This is a genomic window from Streptomyces sp. N35 (genome assembly GCF_016464295.1).
Taxonomy (GTDB): Bacteria; Actinomycetota; Actinomycetes; order Streptomycetales; family Streptomycetaceae; genus Streptomyces.
In genome coordinates this window covers 59579-79993 of record NZ_JAEIMH010000006.1, presented here as the reverse complement: position 1 = coordinate 79993, position 20415 = coordinate 59579, and the positions used below count along the sequence as shown (strand labels likewise).

24 protein-coding genes are annotated in these 20415 nt (G+C 69.4%); 8 read left to right on the top strand and 16 right to left on the bottom strand.

Annotation, left to right across the window (positions count from 1 at the left end):
• The first annotated feature begins 101 nt into the window (after positions 1-101).
• Both ureG and JAO81_RS04965 read left to right on the top strand, forming a co-directional pair.
• On the top strand, positions 102-788 hold the full coding sequence (gene ureG / locus JAO81_RS04970; RefSeq protein WP_199546514.1) for an urease accessory protein UreG: 687 nt from the start codon (positions 102-104) through the stop codon (positions 786-788).
• Positions 785-1663 carry an urease accessory protein UreD gene (locus tag JAO81_RS04965; RefSeq protein WP_199546513.1) on the top strand — a complete coding sequence of 293 codons (879 nt, stop codon included), beginning with the start codon at positions 785-787 and terminating at the stop codon, positions 1661-1663. The genes ureG and JAO81_RS04965 overlap by 4 nt, the downstream gene beginning before the upstream one ends.
• A gap of 125 nt (positions 1664-1788) precedes the next feature.
• On the opposite strand, the gene JAO81_RS04960 is transcribed toward JAO81_RS04965, so the two are convergent.
• Positions 1789-2274, bottom strand: coding sequence for a YbaK/EbsC family protein (locus JAO81_RS04960; RefSeq protein ID WP_199546512.1), 486 nt, complete (start codon positions 2272-2274; stop codon positions 1789-1791).
• 45 nt (positions 2275-2319) lie between these two features.
• Positions 2320-3069, bottom strand: a complete 750-nt coding sequence (locus JAO81_RS04955) for a 1-acyl-sn-glycerol-3-phosphate acyltransferase (protein ID WP_199546511.1) — start codon at positions 3067-3069, stop codon at positions 2320-2322.
• 165 nt (positions 3070-3234) lie between these two features.
• Here JAO81_RS04955 and JAO81_RS04950 point away from each other — a divergent pair, with 165 nt between their 5' ends.
• Complete coding sequence (locus JAO81_RS04950; protein WP_199546510.1) at positions 3235-3561, top strand: plasmid stabilization protein; 327 nt, start codon at positions 3235-3237, stop codon at positions 3559-3561.
• A gap of 77 nt (positions 3562-3638) precedes the next feature.
• On the opposite strand, the gene JAO81_RS04945 is transcribed toward JAO81_RS04950, so the two are convergent.
• A complete protein-coding gene (locus JAO81_RS04945; RefSeq protein ID WP_199546509.1) occupies positions 3639-4193 on the bottom strand; it encodes a cytochrome b in 555 nt (184 codons plus the stop codon).
• A gap of 152 nt (positions 4194-4345) precedes the next feature.
• Between JAO81_RS04945 and JAO81_RS04940 the strand changes: the two genes are divergently transcribed.
• A complete protein-coding gene (locus JAO81_RS04940; protein WP_199546508.1) occupies positions 4346-4753 on the top strand; it encodes an SSI family serine proteinase inhibitor in 408 nt (135 codons plus the stop codon).
• Between the two features lie 72 nt (positions 4754-4825).
• Here the strand turns inward: JAO81_RS04940 and JAO81_RS04935 are convergent, their stop codons facing one another.
• The 7 genes from JAO81_RS04935 to JAO81_RS04905 form a co-directional block, all read right to left on the bottom strand.
• Positions 4826-7213: an excinuclease ABC subunit UvrA gene (locus tag JAO81_RS04935; protein ID WP_199546507.1), complete on the bottom strand. Its 2388-nt coding sequence runs from the start codon at positions 7211-7213 to the stop codon at positions 4826-4828.
• Between the two features lie 94 nt (positions 7214-7307).
• The gene (locus tag JAO81_RS04930) at positions 7308-7661 is read right to left on the bottom strand and encodes a VOC family protein (RefSeq protein ID WP_199546506.1); all 354 of its coding nucleotides are present in this window, start codon (positions 7659-7661) and stop codon (positions 7308-7310) included.
• Between the two features lie 133 nt (positions 7662-7794).
• The gene (locus JAO81_RS04925; RefSeq protein ID WP_165334181.1) at positions 7795-7953 is read right to left on the bottom strand and encodes a hypothetical protein; all 159 of its coding nucleotides are present in this window, start codon (positions 7951-7953) and stop codon (positions 7795-7797) included.
• A 246-nt stretch (positions 7954-8199) separates the two neighbouring features.
• Positions 8200-9159 carry a cytochrome c oxidase assembly protein gene (locus tag JAO81_RS04920; protein ID WP_199546505.1) on the bottom strand — a complete coding sequence of 320 codons (960 nt, stop codon included), beginning with the start codon at positions 9157-9159 and terminating at the stop codon, positions 8200-8202.
• A gap of 191 nt (positions 9160-9350) precedes the next feature.
• Positions 9351-10376, bottom strand: a complete 1026-nt coding sequence (locus tag JAO81_RS04915) for a 6-phosphofructokinase (protein ID WP_199546504.1) — start codon at positions 10374-10376, stop codon at positions 9351-9353.
• A gap of 168 nt (positions 10377-10544) precedes the next feature.
• Complete coding sequence (locus tag JAO81_RS04910; protein ID WP_165334184.1) at positions 10545-11273, bottom strand: type 1 glutamine amidotransferase; 729 nt, start codon at positions 11271-11273, stop codon at positions 10545-10547.
• 21 nt (positions 11274-11294) lie between these two features.
• Positions 11295-12542 (bottom strand): MurT ligase domain-containing protein, encoded by a 1248-nt coding sequence (locus JAO81_RS04905; protein ID WP_199546503.1) that lies wholly within the window; start codon positions 12540-12542, stop codon positions 11295-11297.
• A 147-nt stretch (positions 12543-12689) separates the two neighbouring features.
• Here JAO81_RS04905 and def point away from each other — a divergent pair, with 147 nt between their 5' ends.
• A complete protein-coding gene (gene def / locus JAO81_RS04900; protein WP_199546502.1) occupies positions 12690-13247 on the top strand; it encodes a peptide deformylase in 558 nt (185 codons plus the stop codon).
• 67 nt (positions 13248-13314) lie between these two features.
• Here the strand turns inward: def and JAO81_RS04895 are convergent, their stop codons facing one another.
• Positions 13315-13959, bottom strand: a complete 645-nt coding sequence (locus JAO81_RS04895; RefSeq protein WP_199546501.1) for a TetR family transcriptional regulator — start codon at positions 13957-13959, stop codon at positions 13315-13317.
• A gap of 178 nt (positions 13960-14137) precedes the next feature.
• Between JAO81_RS04895 and JAO81_RS04890 the strand changes: the two genes are divergently transcribed.
• Positions 14138-15364, top strand: coding sequence for an acyl-CoA dehydrogenase family protein (locus tag JAO81_RS04890; protein WP_199546500.1), 1227 nt, complete (start codon positions 14138-14140; stop codon positions 15362-15364).
• 115 nt (positions 15365-15479) lie between these two features.
• Here JAO81_RS04890 and JAO81_RS04885 read toward each other — a convergent pair whose 3' ends face one another.
• Entirely contained in the window at positions 15480-15938 is a 459-nt protein-coding gene (locus JAO81_RS04885; protein WP_199546499.1) for an excalibur calcium-binding domain-containing protein, read from the bottom strand.
• Between the two features lie 195 nt (positions 15939-16133).
• On the opposite strand from JAO81_RS04885, the gene JAO81_RS04880 reads away from it, so the two are divergent.
• Positions 16134-16796, top strand: coding sequence for a class I SAM-dependent methyltransferase (locus tag JAO81_RS04880; protein ID WP_199546498.1), 663 nt, complete (start codon positions 16134-16136; stop codon positions 16794-16796).
• Between the two features lie 57 nt (positions 16797-16853).
• Here the strand turns inward: JAO81_RS04880 and JAO81_RS42205 are convergent, their stop codons facing one another.
• Positions 16854-17393, bottom strand: a complete 540-nt coding sequence (locus JAO81_RS42205) for a hypothetical protein (RefSeq protein ID WP_233414929.1) — start codon at positions 17391-17393, stop codon at positions 16854-16856.
• Between the two features lie 194 nt (positions 17394-17587).
• Here JAO81_RS42205 and JAO81_RS04870 point away from each other — a divergent pair, with 194 nt between their 5' ends.
• Positions 17588-17779, top strand: coding sequence for a DUF4177 domain-containing protein (locus JAO81_RS04870; RefSeq protein WP_199546497.1), 192 nt, complete (start codon positions 17588-17590; stop codon positions 17777-17779).
• Here JAO81_RS04870 and JAO81_RS04865 read toward each other — a convergent pair.
• The 3 genes from JAO81_RS04865 to JAO81_RS04855 form a co-directional block, all read right to left on the bottom strand.
• The gene (locus tag JAO81_RS04865) at positions 17760-18434 is read right to left on the bottom strand and encodes an HAD family phosphatase (protein ID WP_199546496.1); all 675 of its coding nucleotides are present in this window, start codon (positions 18432-18434) and stop codon (positions 17760-17762) included. The two genes, JAO81_RS04870 and JAO81_RS04865, sit on opposite strands and share 20 nt — an antisense overlap.
• A 471-nt stretch (positions 18435-18905) precedes the next feature.
• The gene (locus JAO81_RS04860) at positions 18906-19505 is read right to left on the bottom strand and encodes a DinB family protein (RefSeq protein WP_199546495.1); all 600 of its coding nucleotides are present in this window, start codon (positions 19503-19505) and stop codon (positions 18906-18908) included.
• Between the two features lie 33 nt (positions 19506-19538).
• The gene (locus JAO81_RS04855; RefSeq protein ID WP_199546494.1) at positions 19539-20252 is read right to left on the bottom strand and encodes a cytidylate kinase family protein; all 714 of its coding nucleotides are present in this window, start codon (positions 20250-20252) and stop codon (positions 19539-19541) included.
• Positions 20253-20415: the final 163 nt, after the last annotated feature.

Genomic DNA, 20415 nt, shown 5'->3' with positions numbered 1-20415 from the left:
CATCGCCAGCCCATCGACCCCGCATGGCCAACCCTTCGACCCTCTTCGCCGCCGACCGTCACCTCAGTCGTCGCAGAGCATCACCGCAGAGGAATCCCACCGTGCACCTTGACCACGCGACCACCTTCCCCGAACGCCACTCCCACAGCGCCGAACCCCTGCGCGCCGACGGCACCCGCCGTGCGCTCAGGATCGGACTCGGCGGGCCCGTGGGCTCCGGCAAGACCGCCACGGTCGCGGCCTTGTGCCGTGCGCTGCGCGACTCCGTCTCGCTGGCCGTCGTGACCAATGACATCTACACCCGCGAGGACGCCGACTTCCTGCTCCGCGAGGCCGTCCTGCCGCCCGAGCGGATCACCGCCGTCGAGACCGGCGCCTGCCCGCACACCGCGATCCGCGACGACATCTCCGCCAACCTCGAAGCCGTGGAGGACCTGGAGGACGAGATCGGTCCGCTGCAGCTGATCCTCGTCGAGTCGGGCGGCGACAATCTCACCGCGACCTTCTCCAAGGGCCTCGTCGACGCTCAGATCTTCGTGATCGACGTCGCGGGCGGCGACGACATCCCGCGCAAGGGCGGCCCCGGCGTCACCACCGCCGACCTCCTGGTCGTCAACAAGACGGACCTGGCCCCGCACGTCGGCTCCGACCTGCAGCGGATGGCGCGCGACGCCAAGGAGCAGCGGAACGAACTGCCGGTGGTGTTCCAGTCGTTGCGCTCGGAGCAGGGCGTGGGCGAGGTGGCGCACTGGGTGCGGGCGAAGCTCGCCGCTTGGAACGCGGCATGACGGCAGAAACTGTCGCCGTGGCACCCGACGGCGCCCCCGCACCCGTCGGCGTCCCGGCATCGGCCTCGACACCTGCCGCGAGTGCCCCTCCCGCCGGCTCCGTTCCCGCGGGCCCCGTTCCCGCAGGTATCCGGGCGACCGCACGCATCACCGCCCGCAGCCATGGCAGCGGCGCCACGGTGCTGCCCGTGCTCGAAGGCGAAGGTCCTTTGGCGGTACGTCGCATCCGCGGCGCGGACGGCGAGGCGCGCGTCGCGCTCGTCGGCGCCATGAGCGCACCGCTCGGTGGCGACCGGCTCGCGGTGCGCGCCGCAGCGGAAGCCGAGGCCCGCCTGCGGATCACCTCCACCGCCGCGACGATCGCGCTGCCGGGCCAGCGCGGGGAACCGGCGTACTACGACGTGGAGTTGACCGTCGGTCAAGGGGCCGCTCTGCACTGGTTGCCGGAGCAGCTCATCAGCGCCCAGGGCAGCGATCTGCACATCACGACCCGGGCCGAGGTGGCCGAGGACGGAGTGCTCGTCCTGCGTGAGGAGCAGGTGCTCGGGCGCAGCGGCGAAACACCGGGCCGGCTCACCAGCCGCATGACGGTACGCCGCGCGGGTCGCCCCCTGCTCGACCAGGAACTGTCCTGCGGGCCTGGCGCGCAGGCCGGCTGGGACGGCCCCGCCGTCCTCGGGGGCCTGCGGGCGCTCGGTCAGCTCCTCGTCGTGCGACCGGAGTTCACCGATGCGCCGGTCCAGCCGTGCATGCTGGGCGAGCATGCGACGCTCACCCCATTGGCCGGTCCGGCCGCTCTGGTCACGGCGGTGGCGCGGGACGGTCTCGTGGTGCGTCGGGTGCTGGACACGGCCCTTGAGTCCCTGATGCGGTGAGGTGGCCGGTCCGTACCGCCTATGTCTGTGCGTAGGCCGTCACTCCGCCATGCCCGTCCGTACGCCGGCCCTCCACCATGCCCCGTGCATACGCCGTCACTCCGCCTATGCCCCTGCGTGCGCCATCACTCGGCGATCGGCGCCGTCCGCGGCTCCGCGATCGCGACATAGTCCGCGGTCCGCAGCGCCAGGGAGCGGTCGAGCCGTGCGGCGTTGAAGAACAGCTCCTCCTGCTCCAACAGCGCCGGATCGACGACGAGCTGCAGCTCCGGATCGAACGAGAATGGCAGAATGGTCCCGCTGACGCTCCCCGCGAGCCGCTCGGCCACGTCGGCGGTGGCGAAGCCCGCGTAGACCCCGCCGAGCAGCGCCTTCACACCGCCCAGGTCCACGCGCCGGTCACCGGGCACCACGGCGAGCACATACGACTTGGTCTTCTTCGTCAGCTTGACCATCACGACGATGCACTTGGCGGCCTGCGCGAGCGTGTTGCCCCGCAGCGCGCTCACCGCCTCCGTGGCGCCCTCGGGCTCATGCTCGATCACGCGGTACCGCGCACCGCGCTCGTCGAGAAGTCCGATCAGCTTGGTGTACTGCTCATGCTCCGCCACGTGCCCGCCCGCCCCTGATCTGTCCGTTCACCGAGGAGATTCACCCTAACTCAGCGGCGCCCGCGGGAACTTGCGTCCCGCCTTGTCCGCCTTCTCCCTCTTCTCGGCCTTGGCCGCCTCCTGCTCCTCGGCCTTCACGGCCGCCGCATAGCGGTCCACGTACTCCTGACCGGACAATTCGAGGATGGAGTACATGATTTCATCGGTCACCGCGCGCAGTGCGGCCTTCTCGTTGTCCATCCCGGCATAGCGGGAGAAGTCCAGGGCCTCGCCGAAACGGATGGTGATGGGACGCAGGCTGGGGATCTTCTGGCCCGGCGGCTGCGCCTCGAACGTGCCGATCATCGCGCACGGAACCACCGGCACACCCGCCTTGAGGGCCATGGCCGCGACCCCGACCTTGCCTTTGTACAGCCGCCCGTCGTGCGAGCGCGTGCCCTCGGGATAGATGCCGAGCAGCTCGCCCTTGTTCAGGACGCCGAGCCCTTCGCGGATCGCGTTCTGCCCGGCCTCCTTGCCCGACCGGTCGACGGGGATCTGGCCCGCGCTGCGGAAGAAGAAAGCCGTCAGGCGCCCCTTCAGACCGGGGCCCGTGAAGTACTCGGCCTTCGCGAGAAAGGTGATCCGGCGCTTCAGGATCGCGGGCATCAGGAAATGGTCGGAGAATGAGAGGTGATTGCCCGCGACGATGGCCGCGCCCGTGGCCGGCACATGCTCGAGGCCCTCGATCCGGGGCCGGAACATCAGCCGGAGTAGCGGTCCCAGGAGCACGTACTTCAGGACGTAATAGAACATGGCGGCTGCTCCCCGTATCGGTTGTCGCGGCGCTGAACCTGCTGGTGCGGTGGCCCGAGCCGACACAGTGTAGGTCCCGCCGCAGCGGTGCGTAACCGTCCTCGGCGGGGGTACGCGGGATCAGTCCCCGGGGACACCCGAGGACCGTGAGGAAAGGAGCCGATGATGCCCGCCGGATCGAGCAAGAAGCGTGAGCGGCAGTACGAGCACATCAAGGACAGCGCCGAGGAACGCGGCGCGTCCAAGTCCCGCGCCAAGGAGATCGCCGCTCGTACGGTGAACAAGGAACGTGCCCGTTCGGGAGAGGCGAAGACCTCAAGCCGGGTGTCGACGAAGGACCCCAAGTCCGCCTCGCAGCGCGGCGGCGAGCGCTCGCACAAGGGAGCGCAGGGACCCACGAAGGACCAGCTCTACGACGAGGCGAAGAAGAAGAACATCGAGGGCCGTTCGACCATGACCAAGGAACAGCTGCGCAAGGCCGTCGGCAAGTAGGACCGGCCGGCTCGCAGCGTTCGGCACGCACAGCATCCGGGTCAGCCGGGACTGACAGCATCCGGGTCGGCCGGGACTCAAAGCATCCGGCTCAGCAGCCGGTCGCGGTCCAGGAGTTGATGTTTCAGGACCAGTCCGACATGGAGCGTCAGCGCCACCACGAACGCGATATGCGTGGCGACATGGGGCCCGACGGCCCCCTCGTCCCCGGCTGCGACCAGCCACAGGCCTGTCGCGGGGATGGCGAAGGTCAGCAGATGCAGCGCGCGCTCCGTCCAGGTGGCCAGGACGCGTTCGTACGGACGCAGCGACGGCGCCCAGGGCGGAAGCGGGGTGGTGACCCGCCACAGCAGCCGGAGCGCGGCGAGGACGAGGATGGTCACGCCAAGGACCACATGCAGGGTCAACAGGCCCTCGTCACCGAAGACTTCATAACCGTCCTCGCCGCCGCGTCCTCGTCCGCGGCCATGACCGGATCCCTCACCGCGGCCCCGCCCCCGGCCGCGTCCGTGGCCCGAGTCGTCGGGATCCATCACGTAGCCGATCGCGAACTGCACGGCCAGGGCGGTGAACACCAGCCAGTGCAGGAGTTTGGTGACCGTGCCGTATCCCTGCGGACCGTTGCGGAGCACCCGTACCCCTCCCATCGAGCGTCACAGCCGGTGGCAGCCGTCAACTCATCCGGAGGACGTCACGGCGCGGTCGCTTGGCCCGGCCGCGCGGGTCGGGTGCGCTGACGGGGAGTCATGAAGATCCCCCAAGCCTTCCCCGCCCCGGAGGTTCGATGCGTCACCACGTCGCCGCGCTCGTCACGCTGGCCGCAGCACTGGCCACCACCGTCCCCGCACACGCGGTCCCCGCATCCACCGACGACCCCGAGCCGGCGCCGCGCCCAGGTGTCTTCCTCACCGTCTCGGGCTCGGACAACACCTGGATCCGCGGCCTCAAGCTGATGTGCGCCCCCGAGCCGTCCGGCCACCATCCGCACGCCGCCGAGGCCTGTGCGGCGATCGACGCGGTGGACGGGGACCTCGACGAGCTGCCGGGCAGGGATCCGCTGTGCACCAAGGAGTACGACCCGGTGACGGTGACGGCCGCGGGCACCCACCGCGGCCAGGACATCGCCTGGCACCGGACGTATGCGAACGACTGCCTGCGGCATGCCATGACGGATCCGGTCTTCGACTTCTGACGTCCACGGATATGCGTACGGGGAGGAGCCGCCGGCCCCTCCCCGGCCCCTCCCCGTACCCGTCGATCGAGGTCAGACGCCCACGTACTCCGCGAGGTGCTGGCCCGTCAGCGTCGACTTCTTCTTGACCAGCTCCGCGGGCGTGCCCTCGAAGACGATCTTTCCGCCGTCGTGGCCGGCGCCGGGACCCAGATCGATGATCCAGTCGGCGTGTGCCATGACGGCTTGGTGGTGCTCGATCACGATCACCGACTTGCCGGACTCCACGAGGCGGTCGAGCAGACCGAGCAGCTGCTCCACATCCGCGAGATGCAGACCCGTGGTCGGCTCGTCGAGGACGTAGACCCCGCCCTTGTCGCCCATGTGCGTGGCGAGCTTCAGACGCTGGCGCTCACCGCCGGAGAGCGTGGTCAGCGGCTGGCCGAGGGTGATGTAGCCGAGACCGACGTCCTGGAGCCGCTGCACGATCCTCAGTGCGGCCGGGATCTTCGCCTCGCCCGTGGAGAAGTACTTCTCCGCCTCGGTGACCGGCATCGCGAGGACCTCGCTGATGTCCTTGCCTTCGAGTTTGTACTCCAGGACCGAGGCCTGGAACCGCTTGCCCTCGCAGTCCTCACAGGTGGTCGAGACGCCCGCCATCATCGCGAGGTCCGTGTAGATCACACCCGCGCCGTTGCAGGTCGGGCACGCGCCTTCGGAGTTGGCGCTGAACAGTGCGGGCTTGACCCCGTTGGCCTTGGCGAAGGCCTTGCGGACCGGCTCGAGGAGACTGGTGTACGTGGCCGGGTTGCTGCGCCGCGACCCGCGGATCGCGCTCTGGTCGACCGAGACGACACCCTCGTCGGTGGGGATCGAACTGTGGATCAGCGAGCTCTTGCCGGAACCGGCGACACCCGTGACCACGGTGAGCACACCCAGCGGAATGTCGACATCGACGTTCTGCAGATTGTTCGCCCCGGCGCCCCGGATCGACAGCTTGCCGGTCGGCTTGCGCACCGTGTCCTTCACCGCGGCCCGGTCGTCGAGGTGGCGCCCTGTGACGGTGTCGCTCGCGCGCAGGCCTTCGATATCGCCCTCGAAGCAGACCGTGCCACCGCCCGTACCGGCGCCGGGACCGAGGTCCACGACATGGTCGGCGATCGCGATCGCCTCCGGCTTGTGCTCCACGACGAGCACCGTGTTGCCCTTGTCGCGCAGCCGCAGGAGCAGGTTGTTCATCCGCTCGATGTCATGCGGGTGCAGACCGATGGTCGGCTCGTCGAAGACGTACGTGACATCGGTGAGCGAGGAGCCGAGGTGACGGATCATCTTCACGCGCTGCGCCTCACCACCGGACAGCGTGCCCGCGGGACGGTTCAGCGAGAGATAGCCGAGGCCGATCTCCACGAACGAGTCCAGCGCCTGCTGCAGCGCGGCGAGCAGCGGAGCGATCGCCGGCGCCTTGAGCCCCCGTACCCACTCCGCCAGATCGCGGATCTCCATGTCGCAGGCGTCAGCGATGGAGATGCCCTTGATCTTCGACGAGCGCGCCCCTTCGGTGAGCCGGGTGCCGTCGCACTCCGGGCAGACCTGGAAGGTGACCGCACGGTCCACGAAGGCCCGGATGTGCGGCTGCATGGACTCGCGGTCCTTGCTGAGGAAGGACTTCTGGATCTTCGGGATCAGACCCTCGTACGTCAGATTGACGCCGTTGATCTTCACCTTGGTCGGCTCGTGGTACAGGAAGTCGTGCCGCTCCTTCTTGGTGTAGCGGCGGATCGGCTTGTCCGGGTCGAAGAACCCGGAGTCGCGGATGATCCGTACGACCCAGCCGTCCCCGGTGTACGTGGGGATGGTGAACGGGTCCTCGTTCAGCGACTTGCTGTCGTCGAAGAGCTGGGCCAGATCGATGTCCGAGACATTGCCGCGGCCCTCGCAGTTGACGCACATCCCGCCGGTGCGGTTGAAGCTCACCTTCTCCGTCTTGGTCTTCTCCGCGCCGCGTTCGACCGTGAAGCCGCCGCTCGCGGAGACCGAGGCGACATTGAAGGAGAACGCCCCGGGCGGACCGAAGTACGGCTTGCCGAGCCGGCTGAACAGGATCCGCAGCATCGCGCTGGCGTCCGTCGCCGTGCCCACCGTGGAGCGCGGGTCGGAGCCCATCCGCTGCTGGTCGACGCTGATGACGGTGGTCAGACCGTCGAGCACATCGACCTCGGGGCGGGCCATCGTGGGCATGAAGCCCTGCACGAACGCGCTGTACGTCTCGTTGATCAGCCGCTGCGACTCCGCGGCGATCGTGTCGAAGACCAGGGACGACTTTCCGGAACCGGAGACACCGGTGAACACCGTGAGGCGCCGCTTCGGAATCTCGATGCTGACGTCCTTGAGGTTGTTCTCACGCGCACCGTGTACCCGGATCATGTCGTGGGTGTCGGCGGCGTGCACCGCGGGCGACTGCGCCTTCTTCCGCGTGGCCATGTCTGCTGGTTCTCCATCTTCCGGGCGGGCCCGCATACGGCCCGTCGTGGTCGCCTGGTGTGCGTCGATCGCCGCGGACGGCAGGCGGTCCGGCTCAGTCCTGCAGCAGGCCCAGCACGTTTCCGTCGACGTCGGTCACCGCGGCAACGATACGTCCGCCGCCCACCTCGTGCGGCTCTTCCGTAATGGTGGCTCCCGCGGCCGTGAGCTCGGCGAGCTTCGCGCCGAGATCGGCTACCTGCCAGTACGCGACCGGCGAGGTCATGCCCTGCGGGCCGCCGCCCGGGACCAGCCCGATGTGCTGGCCGCCCGTCTCGTACCCGACGTAGTACGGCTCGTCGACCGTCGGCGCCACGCCGAGGAGCGCGGTGTACACGTCCTTGGCCTTCGCCAGGTCGGCGACGGGGTGCAGCACGGTCTTGATGCCTTGGGTTTCAGAGCTGCTCACGATGTCTCCTGAGGTGGTGGGATCTCCTGACCGCCAAGCTAGCCGCGACCCACCCCGGAAGGCTTCTCGAATCCTGACCACCTGGCATCACGCCTGGTCAGAGCCATGATCAGAGCAGTCCCCGCAAGTGATCTCAGGAGTTGCGCGACACCACCATCGCCAGGGTGAGCAGTCCCAGGACGACCCAGCCGAACCACAGCCAGCCGTTGCTGCCGAGCGCCACCGTGTACGCGGTCACCGTGACCAACGCACCGACGGTGAGCACTCCCATCGCCTTCGTGGTTCCGGGCATCGCGACACCCTCCTCACGCCAGGCCGGACCCATGCCCGGGCTCCATCGCTGAGGCCATCGTCCCTCGTGGGGGGCGGTTTCCGCCAGCATTCGGCGAAGATCGGGCACCGCCACACGACAAGGTCGACGGCAACTGGTGAAGCCCCGCAGACGGGGGACGCTGCGGGGCTTCATGGAGTTCAACGGGCGACATGGGGGAGGAGTTCCCGGTCGCCGGGTCATTTCCCGGACGGCCGGGGCGCGCCGCTAGGACTGCTGGCTGCGGGCGTTGAGCGAGGCCAGATACGCGTTGTACGCCTCCAGCTCCTTGTCCCCGTCACGGTCGGCGGCGCGGTCCTTGCGCTTGGCCTCGCGCTCCTCGGACTTGCGCCACTGGAAGAGCAGCGCCACCAGGACGACGACCGAGGGGATCTCGCTGAACGCCCAGGCGATACCGCCGCCGGCCTCCTGGTCGGCGAGCGCGTCGATGCCGAGCGAGGCGGGCGGGTGCATATACGTGCCGACCATCGGCTCCGTCGCCATCATCAGCGCGATCCCGAAGAACGCGTGGAACGGCATGCCCGCGAACAGCTCCAGCATCCGCATCACATAGCCGGGGCGGTGCGGTCCCGGGTCGACGCCCATGATCGGCCAGAAGAACACCAGACCCACGGCGAGGAAGTGCACCATCATCGCGATATGGCCCGGCTTGGACTCCATCAGGAAGTCGAACAGGGGCGTGAAGTACAGCCCGTAGAGGCTCGCGATGAACATCGGGATGGTGAAGGCGGGGTGCGTGACCACCTTCATGTAGCGGCTGTGCAGCAGCATCAGGAGCAGTTCGCGCGGACCCTTGCGCCCGCGCCGGCTCGCGACCGGCATCGCACGCAGCGCCAGCGTGATCGGGGCGCCGAGCAGCAGCAGGATCGGCGACAGCATGCTGATCACCATGTGCTGCACCATGTGCACGCTGAACATGACCATGCCGTAGTCGTTCAGCTGGGTGCACATCACCAGCGCGATCGACAGGACGCCGATCACGAAGGAGACCGTGCGGCCGATCGGCCACCGGTCGCCGCGCCGTACGAGACGCAGCACGCCGTACCCGTACAGGAGCAGCGCGAGCAGACAGCCGATGGCGAAGAACGCGTCGAACGACGGCTGAAGACCTCGTCCCAGCGTGAACGGCGGCAGGTCCGTCATCGTGCCGTGTCCGCTGTGATCCATCCGCTCGCTCCTGATTCGTGCCCGTTGTCCGCACCAGAGTAGAACCGCCCCCCGCCGCGGCTGCGGGCGGGGGGGGGGACCCCCGCGGGCCGGTGACCGGCCCGAGGGTGGCCCCCCCCCGGGGGGTGCCGGGGCCGGGGGGCGGTCACTCCTGCGAACGAGCAGAGGTCACAGGGCGAGTCGGGGTGAGGTCAGAGCACGCACTCCGCCTCGGCGTACCGCGCGTCCGGCACCGTCTTCAGCGTCTCGACGGCCTTCGCGAGCGGCGCCATCACGATGTCGGTGCCCTGCAGTGCGGTCATCATCCCGAACTCACCGCGGTGCACGGCCTCCACGGCGTGCCATCCGAAGCGGGTGGCGAGGACACGGTCGTACGCGGTGGGGGTGCCGCCGCGCTGCACATGGCCGAGGATCACCGGACGCGCTTCCTTGCCGAGGCGCTCCTCCAGCTCGATGGAGAGCTGGCGCGCGATGCCGGCGAAGCGCTCATGGCCGTAGATGTCCTTGCCGCCCTCGTCGTACTCCATCGACCCTTCGCGGGGCTTGGCGCCCTCGGCGGCGACCACGATCGCGAACTTCTTGCCCGCCTCGAAACGCGCACCGACGCGCGTCGCCAACTCCTCGATGTCGAAGGGCCGCTCGGGCACCACGATCGCGTGGGCGCCGGCCGCCATGCCGGAGTTGAGCGCGATCCAGCCGGTGTGCCGGCCCATGACCTCGACGATCAGGACGCGCTGATGCGATTCCGCGGTGGTCTTCAGACGGTCGAGCGCCTCGGTCGCGACGCCCACCGCCGTATCGAATCCGAAGGTGACATCGGTGACAGCGATGTCGTTGTCGATGGTCTTCGGCACGCCCACGATGGGCAGTCCGTTGTCGGAGAGCAGCCGGGCCGCCTTGAGCGTGCCCTCTCCGCCGATCGGGATGATGGCGTCGAGGCCGAGCTCGGCCAGATGCCCCTTGGCCCGCTCGACGCCGTCCCGCAGATGCTCGGGACGGACGCGGGAGGAGCCGAGGATGGTGCCGCCGCGGGCGAGGATGCCGCTGACCGCGTCCAGATCGAGCTTGCGGTAATCGCACTCGAGGAGGCCCTTCCAGCCATCGTGGAAGCCGATGACCTCATCGCCATGGTCGACGACGGCGCGGTGCACGACCGAGCGGATCACCGCGTTCAGTCCGGGGCAGTCGCCGCCGGAGGTGAGGACACCAATACGCATGGCCCAAGAACCTTTGCAACGTGGACGGATGACCGGACCACGCTGTCCGGACGACAAGACCCCGTCACCCTACTAGTGGGATGTGACGGGGCCGAATCGAGTCCGTAAGGCGGACGTTGGAGTTCCCTACGAATTCACCCGCTGTCGGACGGGCGGGTTCGCACGCTGTCAGGCGGGCTGCGTCGCCGAGGCGATCCGCTCGTTGCGGAGCGCCTCGTACCAGCGGTCGTCCGTGGGCGGCAGCGCGTTCACGTCGAGCGCCAGCTTGAGCAGCAGATCGGCGATCTGCGGGTTACGGGCGAGCACGGGTCCGTGCATGTACGTCCCGAAAACGGTGTCGTTGTACGCGCCTTCGGTGCCGTCACCGGTGCCGTTGCCCTTGCCGAGCCGCACGTGCGCGAAGGGCTTCGCGGACGGGCCGAGGTGGGTGATGCCCTGGTGGTTCTCGAACCCGGTCAGCTGCGGGAGCCCGAGCGGTGCGTCGATGTCGGCGAGCACGTCACCGACACAGCGCTCGCCCTCGCCGCGTGTGGAGATGACATCGAGCAGACCGAGGCCGGGCTCGCGCTGGCCGAGGTCGTTGATGAACTCGTGGCCGAGGATCTGGTAGCCGGCGCAGACCGAGAAGATGATCGCGCCGTTGGAGGCGGCCCGCTGCAGATTGCCGTCGCGGCGCAGCCGTTCGGCCGCGAGCCGCTGCGGGCGGTCCTCGCCGCCGCCGATCAGATAGATGTCGCCGGAGGTGGGCACCGGCTGGTCGCTGCGCACGTCGTAGCGCTCGACATTGAGACCGCGCTGACGGGCGCGGCGCTCGACGACGAGGGCGTTGCCCTGGTCGCCGTACGTGGACAGCAGGTCGGGGTAGACCCACACCAGACGCAGGCTGTTGTCGCTCATGTTGGTCAGTCCTTAAGCGGGTCAGTTGCCGACGCGGCGGCGTACGTCCTGGAAGGCGGTGTAGTTGGCGATCAGTTCGATCCGTCCGGGCGGCGCCATCTGCACGGCCTCGTCGACGGTGTCGCAGACGCGGAAGTCGAGACCCGCGACCTCGAGGCGGACCGCGAGGTCGAGCCGGCGGTCACCGATCACGAAGATCGGGTGCCCGGCCAGGCGCGTGTAGTCGACGTCCCAGAGCCAGGAGGTGTCGGTGCCGTCGGCGCCGCGCGCGTTCACCGAGAGGATCACGGGCGTCGGCGGCGGGTCGATCAGCGAGAAGGTCTCGAGCCAGCCGGCCGGGTTCTTCGCGAGCAGCAGCCGTACGTCGCGGCCGAGGAAGTTCACCACGTCGTAGCGTCCGGCGACCGCCTGGACCTGGTACATCCGCTCCAGGGCGACCTGCGGCGGCACGCCGAACACGGCGGCGACGGCGGCCGAGCTGGCCGCGTTGGCCTTGTTGGCGCGGCCCGGCAGCTGCAGATGGATCGGCCAGGCGGAGCCGTGCGGGTCGAGGACGTAGTCGCCGGAGAGCGCCCAGCTCGGCTGGGGCCGGCGGAAGCCGCACTCGCCGCAGAACCAGTCGTCGCCCGGGCGCTGCATCACACCACCGCAGGAGGGGCACGACCAGGCGTCGTCCTTCCACTCCTGGCCGGCGGCGACCCACACCACGTTCGGCGAGGAGGACGCGGCCCAGACGACCAGCGGGTCGTCGGCGTTGGCGATCACCACGGCCTTCGAGCCGGACAGGCCCTCGCGCCACTTCTCGGCGAGCATCCGGGTTTCGGCGGCGCGGTCGAGCTGGTCACGCGACAGGTTGAGCAGCGCGATGGCCTTCGGCGTCACATCACGGGCGACACCCGCCAGGTACTTCTCGTCGACCTCGATCACACCGAACTTGGCGTCCGAACCGCCGGCGAGGGCGGAAGTGATGCCCGCCGGCATGTTCGCGCCCAGCGCGTTGGAGACCACGGGGCCGGCGGCGCCCAGCGCCTCGGCGATCAGCCGGGTGGTCGTGGTCTTGCCGTTGGTCGCCGAGACGAGCACCACATCGAGGTGGGTGGCGAGCCGGCTCAGGAGGTCGGGGTCGAGCTTGAGAGCCACCCGGCCGCCGATCACCGATCCGCTGCCGCGGCCCGCCGCCCGCGAGACCGCCGCGGCCGCCTTGCCTGCCGTCACGGCGAGCTTCGACCGGGGCGACAGCGGCTCCGCGCTGCCTGGGTGTCCTGCCATCGTCCTGCTCCTCCTACGCATCCGGCGCCGCGCCTGCCCTCGGCACTGGTCCAGGTCAGCCTACCGAGATCCCCCCGCGGCCCTGCACGGCGCCACCACCGCCATCGTGCGCGGGTGCCGGTCTTCCCCGAAACGTACGCTTACGGGATGCGACATGGTTCCATCCCGGGCAGCTCGGGACGCGTACGGCCGATGACTCTGCTCGGCGATCCGGTTCTGCACACACCCTGCACAGAGGTCACCGAGTTCGGGCCCGGACTCGACCGGCTGATCGAGGACATGTTCGCGACGATGTACGCGGCGCCCGGCGTGGGTCTCGCGGCCAACCAGGTCGGTGTCGGTCTGCGGGTGTTCGTCTTCGACTGCCCGGACGACGAGGACAACCGCCATCTCGGCCATGTGATCAACCCGCGCCTCGTCGAGACGGGCGGCGTCACGGTGCGCGGGACGGAGGGGTGTCTGTCGCTGCCCGGCCTCGAGGCGGGCACGCCACGCTTCGACTACGCGGTGGTCGAGGGCGTCGACCGCCACGGCGAGGCGGTCCGCATCCAGGGCACGGGCTTCTTCGCCCGCTGTCTGCAGCACGAGTGCGACCACCTGGAGGGGATGGTCTACCCGCAGCGCCTGGACCGCTTCAGGCGGGGGCGGGTGCTGCGTCAGGCGCGGCGTGCGGAGTGGGGCCGGCAGGCGTCAGAGGCGCTCTGACCCTCAGGTGTTGACGGGCGTCAGAGGCTCTGTCAGGGGTTGACGGGCGCCAGGCGCTCTCTGCGCCTCAGAACCCGGGCCCGCCCACGCGGTCGCCCGCAGCGGCCAGCCGCCCCCACAGCAGATCCGCCAGGCTCTGCACCAACTGGGCCCGGGAGCAGGGCCGTTCGCCCAGCCACCAGTCGCCGGCCGCGTGCATCATCCCGACGATCCCATGCCCCCAGACCCGCGAGAGCAGCGCGCTCTCCGGCCCGAGGTCCACCCGCTCCTCGATCACCTTGGCGAGTTCCTCGCCCAGGCGCCGCAGGAGGGGAGCGGAGTGGAGCCCCACATCGAAGGCGCCCTCGCCCTGCGAGGTCCCCTCGGCGGGGTGCATCAGAAAACGGTAGACCTGTGGATTCGCCTCGATCGCGGCGAGATAGGTGTCGAGCGTCGCCTCCACCCGCTCCCGCCGTGCCGAGGGCGCGTCGAGCGCGGCACGCAGGGCGTCGAGCAGGGCGTCGGTGTGCCGTACGGCGAGGGCCTTGTACAGACCGCCCTTGTCCCCGAAGTGACGGTAGAGAATGGGCTTGGTGATCCCCGCCTCGGCGGCGATGGCGTTCATGGAGGCACCGGGGCCGTCCCGCAGCACGACCCGGTCGGCTGCTTCGAGCAGCTCCCGGCGGCGTCGGTCGGCCGACCGCTCTTGATCGGTCCGCCCAGTGGTCTCCATAGTTACTCCCCGCCCGTGCAGATTCGGTGACGCACGCGCAACGTAACACCCCGGGGTACCCCGGCATCGAACTGGCTGCCGGGAGTTGACAGCCCTTACTCGCGAGTAACAGACTCTCGTTACCGCAAGTAACAAAGTTCTGGGCAGTGCAGCCTGGGCGTGCAGCGCTGGAGGGGTCATGGCCGAGTTCACCATGGAGCTGAACGACGAGCAGAAGGAGGTCAGGGACTGGCTCCACGGATTCGCCGCCGATGTGATCCGCCCCGCGGCCGCCGAGTGGGACGAGCGTGAGGAAACGCCCTGGCCGGTGATCCAGGAGGCGGCGAAGCTCGGCATCTACTCGCTCGACTTCTACGCCCAGCAGTTCTTCGACCCGACGGGCCTCGGCATCCCGATGACGATGGAGGAGCTCTTCTGGGGCGACGCGGGCATCGCACTCTCGATCGTCGGTACGGGCCTCGCGGCGGTCGGCGTTCTCGCCAACGGCACCGAGGAGCAGGTCGGTACCTGGGTTCCGCAGATGTACGGCGACGCCAACGACGTGAAGGTCGCGGCCTTCTGCTCATCGGAGCCGGACGCGGGCTCCGACGTGGCCGCGATGCGTACGCGCGCGGTCTACGACGAGGCCAAGGACGAGTGGGTCCTCAACGGCACCAAGACCTGGGCGACCAACGGCGGTATCGCGAGCGTCCACGTGGTCGTCGCGGTGGTCGACCCCGAGCTCGGCTCGAAGGGCCACGCCTCGTTCATCGTGCCGCCGAACACCCCGGGCCTCGCGCAGGGCCAGAAGTTCAAGAAGCACGGCATCCGCGCCTCGCACACGGCCGAGGTCGTCCTGGAGAACGTCCGCGTCCCGGGCCACTGCCTGCTCGGCGGCAAGGAGAAGCTCGACGAGCGCCTCGCCCGCGCCCGTGAGCGCGCCAGGAGCGGCGGGGAACGCGTGAAGAACGCGGCCATGGCCACCTTCGAGGCCTCGCGCCCCGCCGTCGGCGCCATGGCGGTCGGCACGGCCCGCGCCGCGTACGAGGAAGCCCTCGAATACGCCAAGACCCGCTCGCAGTTCGGCCGCCCGATCATCGACAACCAGGGCATCGCCTTCCAACTGGCGGACATGCGTACCCAGATCGACGCGGCCCGTCTGCTCGTATGGCGCGCGTCGTGGATGGCGACCACGGGCAAGAAGTTCGAGAACGCCGAGGGTTCGATGTCGAAGCTCTACGCGAGCGAGACCGCCAAGAAGGTCACGGGCCAGGCGATCCAGATCCTCGGCGGCAACGGCTTCACCCGGGAGTACCCGGTCGAGCGGATGCACCGGGACGCCGCGATTTATACCATTTTTGAGGGCACGAGCGAGATCCAGCGGCTCGTGATCGCGCGGACGTTGTCGGGAATGCCGATTCGGTAGTGGAGTTCCCCTTGGGGCGCGCATAGATGCGGTGGCTCAGGAAGCGCCCCCTCGTGCATCGAGAGGGCGCCTTCCGGTGCCTGCACAGCGTCGCGGACAGCACCGGCAATGCGGCTCAGCTGTCGCAGCCGATACCGTCGCCGTCGCGGTCCAGGTGGCTGGCGTATCCGGGATCGCCGCGGTGTACAGGTGCGGCTCCGGCGGCGCGGGCCTCGCTGCAGTTGGCGTAGTACACGCCCCCGCCTCCGCTGTCGGAGTTGTCGTCCGCGGAGCCTCCGCTTTGGGCTGTCACGGTGACGGTGGCCCGCACAGTGGCTGTCGCCTTCACGGTTTCGGTGACGGTCGGCGCAGGCTCGGCGCTGGGTTCCGCGGTCGCTGTGACGGTGACAGTCGGGCCGGGGGTAGCTGCCGCAGGCTTGGCATCGTTCGTGGTCGTGGTGTCGCCGGCGCTGGCGATGACGCCACCGAAGAGGAAGGCGATGCCGAGGGCAGGCAGGATCAGGCGCTTGCGCGCCCACTTCGGTGTGGGCCGATGGCCGGCTCCCGGCGGCGCGGGCGGGTACGGGTGGCTCATGGTTCCCCCTGGGGTGTTCACGGGGGAGTGAGGCTATTGCGAACTGAGTGTTCGTGAAGGACTTATGAAGACGCAGTGGCCAATCCGTGACGTCCAGTCGGACAATCTTCCCGTATGGATGGATGTTGCACGTGAAACGTTGACGCGGACCCTGCCTCGGGGCGGGGTCGGGGGGCGGCGATAGGGTCCCGGTTCATGACTGAACCGGGCTTCCTGACCACGACCAGAGACTCGTACGACACCATCTCGGACGCCTACGCGGAGTGGGCCGCCGATGAGCTCGCCGTCAAGCCCGTGGAGCGGTCCGTCCTGGCCTGCTTCGCCGAACTGGCCGCGGGGCAGGGCCCGATGGCCGATGTCGGCTGCGGGACCGGGCGGGTCACCGCCCACCTCGCCGGACTCGGTGCCGATGTGTTCGGGATCGATCTGTCGCCGGGCATGCTGGCCGCCGCACGCAAGCGTCACCCCGAACTCCGCTTCGTCGAGGGCTCGATGACCGCACTCGACCTTCCGGACGAGGCCCTCGGCTCAGCCCTCGCCTGGTACTCGGTCATTCACGTCCCTGACACCCAACTGCCGCACGCGTTCGCGGAGTTCCACCGGGTGCTCAAGCCGGGCGGTCACTTCCTGCTCGGCTTTCAGATCGGCGAGGAGCCCATGCGGCTCACCGAGGCGCTCGGGCACACCTTCGACCTGACGTTCCACCGCCGCACGCCCGAGGTGGTGGCCGAGCTGCTGCGGGGTGCGGGGTTCGAGGAGCGGATGCGGGTGGTCAAGCAGCGGGAGGAGGAGGGGCCGTTCCCGGAGAAGACGCCTCAGGGGTTCCTGATCTTCCGTAAGGCCCTCGCGGACCAGTAGCCGCGGACCAATAGCCGCGCACCGGGCGACCGGCGGTCACCGCTGGAAGGCGGGGCGTCACTGGCGGAAGTCGAGCCCGCGCTCCTGCAGTTCCCCGCCGAGAATCCTGACGGCCTTCGGCCCGACGCCGTGCAGAGCGAGCAGTTCGGCGGCCGAACGCCCCGCCACCTCCTCGAGGTTCGTGATCCCCGCAACGAGCAGCGCCCGCGTCGCCGGTCTGCCGATTCCGGCCGGCAAGCCGGCGACCGGTCCCTCCGCGGCGGTCCGCGCGTCGGTGAGCGTGGAGGCGAGGCGCTTGGGGGCCCGGTGCGCCCAGGAGGTGTGGACGAGCGCGTTGAGGTCCTTGCCGTTGATGTCCTCGAGCGGCACGCGGAACCCGACCGGCTTGCCTGTCCGCTCCAGACGCTCACCACTCGGGTGCGCGGCGACGGCCTCCTCGGCGGCGGTGTCCGGGAGCTGCAGCTGGACCTGCCCGTCCTTGGTGACGGAGGCGAACCCTTTCCCTCGTACGGCGAAGGACACCATCCCGGCATGCCTGCCCTCCTCCACCTCGGGAAGCCCGAGAGCGGCCTTGCGGAGCTGGGCGACAGTGGTCATGCGGGAAGTCTGGCACGGGGCGGTGACACGCCCGGAACGACAAGCCGGGGGTCGCGCGGTGCGGTGGGTAGCGTGCGGGCTCGGTGCCGAGTTCGGCGCCGGGTCGCGTTCGGCTTCAGGCCGCGATGACCGTCGCTGCCGTCGGGTCGCGATGGTCGTCGGTCCCGTGCCGGCCAGGGAAAGGAACCTCGCGCATGACCACGCAGTGGGAGCACAAGGTGCTGAAGTACAAGCTCGGCATGAAGGGCTTCGATTACGAGCAGATCGAGCGTGACCTCAACGAGCTGGGCCGCGACGGCTGGGAGGCGGTCAGCACCATGGCGCCTAGCTGGGGTGCCGGGCAGGCCATCGAGATCACTGTCTTCGTCAAGAGGCCTGCGGCCTGAGGGCGCGCTGTGGGCCGGGCAGCGCGGCCAGGATGTGCGGGACGGCTTCGCGCAGCCCGGTGAAGTGGCGATGGACGCCGTCGACCGCGCTCGCGGTGTTCACGCCCCATACCGTCATCCCGGCCGCGAGCCCGGACCGCACCCCTGACGGGGCGTCCTCGATGACCAGGCATTCCTCCGGCACGGCGCCGAGCAGCCCGGCGGCCCGGAGATAGGGAACGGGGGAGGGCTTGCCCTCCTCGACCGCCGCCGCGTCCACGATGACCTCCGGCAGGGGCAGCCCCGTCCGCTGGAAGCGGCCGCGCACCCGATGCTCGTAGTTCGAGGTCACGAGGGCCCAGGTCCCCGCGTACAGGGCATGCAGCAGGTCGGCGGCGCCGTCGAACGCCCCGTACACCCCCGTACGGACATCCTCGTCCTCCAACGCATGCAGGACGGCCAGGCACTCGCGCGCATCGTGCCCCGGAGCAACCTCGGCGAACGTCTCCATCGGCCGCGTCCGCAGCGCCACCCGATAGACCTCGTCCGCGTCCAGCCCGTACCGCTCGGCCCAACTCGCCCACACCCGACGCTGGTTGCTCACCGCGTCGATGAGTGTGCCGTCCACGTCGAAGAGTACGTACTTGAAGCGGCCCTGCTCCTGTTCACCGTTCACGTAAGGATCATGCCAGGCGCATGCATCGAGCGGTTCAGCGTGTGCGAGCGGATCAACACGAAGCGGGGGCCCTCCGTGCCTGTTCCGGGCCGCTCGGGCGAGGAGCCGACGTGCTGGGACCGTGCATCGGCGTACGCGCGGAAATGCTTCAGGCAGGGCATCGGCCCATTGCAGATGGGGCAATTGGTCGGCGTGGGCGTGGTCATCCCTTCCCCCTCTTGCTCGCCTGTGCTCGCTCCGTGTCGTCGATGGACTCCCGGACCTTGCCGGCGGACCGCGCGGGCACCTGTTGCCCGACGTCTCCGTGCGGCGGGAACGCGCGCGTGCGCGTCCAGGTCCTCCTCGAACTCTGGGCGCGAGCCGCCTTCGCCGTGCAAGAAGACGTCGATGACCATGCGCCGGTTGCTCACGACGCTTCTGTTTCCGGGAGGGAGCTGCCAACGGCCGGTTTCCCGCCGCGAGAACATCAAGTCACGGAGACAACCTCTGGCCCTTGACCGGTGCGACCGACCTGGCCGCCCGCTCGAGCTTCGCGTAGTGGGCCGCGCGGGCTTCCTCGTCGATCCGCTGCTCGTATTCGGCGCGCAACCCGGTCCTGCCGTCCAGGCCCTCGCGCAGGATGTCGGCGTGCCCGGCATGCCGGACGGATTCACTGAGCACGTGGAGCATGACGGCGAACAGGTTCGTGTTGGGATACGGCTCCGACCACCACGGCACATGGCCGGGGGCGTCGAGAGGGAGCTCGTCGATCGTCGCGTCCGAGTGGTCCCACGTGCGCCGGTAGAACTCGATGATCTGATCCCGGGTCTCGCCCTCGGCCGCCCACTGATCGCTGCCGTCGGAGTCCTGCCACCGGGGCAGGGGTCCCGGGGAAGGGCGGTCGAAGACCTCGCCGAAGTACCGGGCCTCGACGGTGGCCACGTGTTTGACCAGGCCGAGGAGGTTGGTTCCGGTCGCTGTCAGAGGCCGGCGGGCGTCGTATTCGGACAAGCCGTCGAGTTTCCAGAGCAGCGCCTCGCGGTCCCGTCGCAGTCTGCTGTGCAGGTTGTTCTTCGCGAACTCATCGATCATGCGGCATGAGCCTGCCACGGGCCGCTCGAGGTCTCAAGATCCCGAACGTGGCCCGCGACGACGGACAGAGTTCTGTTCCCAGGCCGGCCGATGGAGCTGTTCGTTGTGCACGATGATGTCGGCGTGGTCGGTCGGGCGGGCCGTGGCGAAGTAGAGCTGCTGGGCCGGGATATAGCGGTGGTGCCAGGAGCGTTCGATTTCGGCGGTGTCGGCTGCGGATCGGCCCAGCGCCGTGCCTCGGGCGCGGGCGCGATCTACCGTCCGCTCGAAGGGGACGGACACGAAGATGCGTAGGTCCCATCGGTCGATGAGTTCTGGGCGCAGGAGAAAGACGCCGTCGAAGAGCAGTACGGCGTCCGAGGGGGCGGTCGCGGTCGGTGGTGACGATGCGGTGTCGGTGTCTCTGTCGTACGCCGCGTGTTGAAACTTTCGGTCTCCTCGCGGTCCCAGCGGATCGAGCAGGACCCGGCGCAGCGCAACGTGGTCGTGGGCGTCGAAGTAGCAGCCTTCGGCGGAGTACCGGCCGCGTCGGTAGCGCTGTGCGCGGGGGAAGAGGAAATCGTCCACGGTCGCGCGGATGACCTCGCGGTCCTGTGCGCGCAGGACGGCGGCGAGCTCGTCGGCCAGCGTGGTCTTGCCGGCTGCGGGCGGCCCGTCGATCGCGACCCGCAGCGGGTGCGCGGTCCCGACGGAATCGATCGCCTCGGCCAGCCGGTTGACGAGTTCGCCACGGGTGCCTTGTTCCATGGGTGTTCCTCTCACGGCGTCTCTGTCAGCACGGCAGGCTGCGCGCGCCGGCACCTGAGCAGACGCCGATACGTGACGGCGGGGCTCCTGGGTCACGCAGGGACTCATCATCGAGGTGCCGGACCGACCATGACACGACTGTCCTTGACGTGACGCGGAGGAG

What these genes read in the sequence shown, in the direction of transcription:
- JAO81_RS04965 (WP_199546513.1), top strand. Translation starts at nt 785, where the DNA reads ATGACGGCAGAAACTGTCGCCGTGGCACCCGACGGCGCCCCCGCACCC.
- JAO81_RS04955 (WP_199546511.1), bottom strand. Translation starts at nt 3,069, where the DNA reads ATGTTCTATTACGTCCTGAAGTACGTGCTCCTGGGACCGCTACTCCGG.
- JAO81_RS04950 (WP_199546510.1), top strand. Translation starts at nt 3,235, where the DNA reads ATGCCCGCCGGATCGAGCAAGAAGCGTGAGCGGCAGTACGAGCACATC.
- JAO81_RS04940 (WP_199546508.1), top strand. Translation starts at nt 4,346, where the DNA reads ATGCGTCACCACGTCGCCGCGCTCGTCACGCTGGCCGCAGCACTGGCC.
- JAO81_RS04935 (WP_199546507.1), bottom strand. Translation starts at nt 7,213, where the DNA reads ATGGCCACGCGGAAGAAGGCGCAGTCGCCCGCGGTGCACGCCGCCGAC.
- JAO81_RS04925 (WP_165334181.1), bottom strand. Translation starts at nt 7,953, where the DNA reads ATGCCCGGAACCACGAAGGCGATGGGAGTGCTCACCGTCGGTGCGTTG.
- JAO81_RS04920 (WP_199546505.1), bottom strand. Translation starts at nt 9,159, where the DNA reads ATGGATCACAGCGGACACGGCACGATGACGGACCTGCCGCCGTTCACG.
- JAO81_RS04915 (WP_199546504.1), bottom strand. Translation starts at nt 10,376, where the DNA reads ATGCGTATTGGTGTCCTCACCTCCGGCGGCGACTGCCCCGGACTGAAC.
- JAO81_RS04910 (WP_165334184.1), bottom strand. Translation starts at nt 11,273, where the DNA reads ATGAGCGACAACAGCCTGCGTCTGGTGTGGGTCTACCCCGACCTGCTG.
- JAO81_RS04905 (WP_199546503.1), bottom strand. Translation starts at nt 12,542, where the DNA reads ATGGCAGGACACCCAGGCAGCGCGGAGCCGCTGTCGCCCCGGTCGAAG.
- def (WP_199546502.1), top strand. Translation starts at nt 12,690, where the DNA reads ATGCGACATGGTTCCATCCCGGGCAGCTCGGGACGCGTACGGCCGATG.
- JAO81_RS04895 (WP_199546501.1), bottom strand. Translation starts at nt 13,959, where the DNA reads ATGGAGACCACTGGGCGGACCGATCAAGAGCGGTCGGCCGACCGACGC.
- JAO81_RS04890 (WP_199546500.1), top strand. Translation starts at nt 14,138, where the DNA reads ATGGCCGAGTTCACCATGGAGCTGAACGACGAGCAGAAGGAGGTCAGG.
- JAO81_RS04885 (WP_199546499.1), bottom strand. Translation starts at nt 15,938, where the DNA reads ATGAGCCACCCGTACCCGCCCGCGCCGCCGGGAGCCGGCCATCGGCCC.
- JAO81_RS04880 (WP_199546498.1), top strand. Translation starts at nt 16,134, where the DNA reads ATGACTGAACCGGGCTTCCTGACCACGACCAGAGACTCGTACGACACC.
- JAO81_RS42205 (WP_233414929.1), bottom strand. Translation starts at nt 17,393, where the DNA reads ATGACCACTGTCGCCCAGCTCCGCAAGGCCGCTCTCGGGCTTCCCGAG.
- JAO81_RS04870 (WP_199546497.1), top strand. Translation starts at nt 17,588, where the DNA reads ATGACCACGCAGTGGGAGCACAAGGTGCTGAAGTACAAGCTCGGCATG.
- JAO81_RS04860 (WP_199546495.1), bottom strand. Translation starts at nt 19,505, where the DNA reads ATGATCGATGAGTTCGCGAAGAACAACCTGCACAGCAGACTGCGACGG.
- JAO81_RS04855 (WP_199546494.1), bottom strand. Translation starts at nt 20,252, where the DNA reads ATGGAACAAGGCACCCGTGGCGAACTCGTCAACCGGCTGGCCGAGGCG.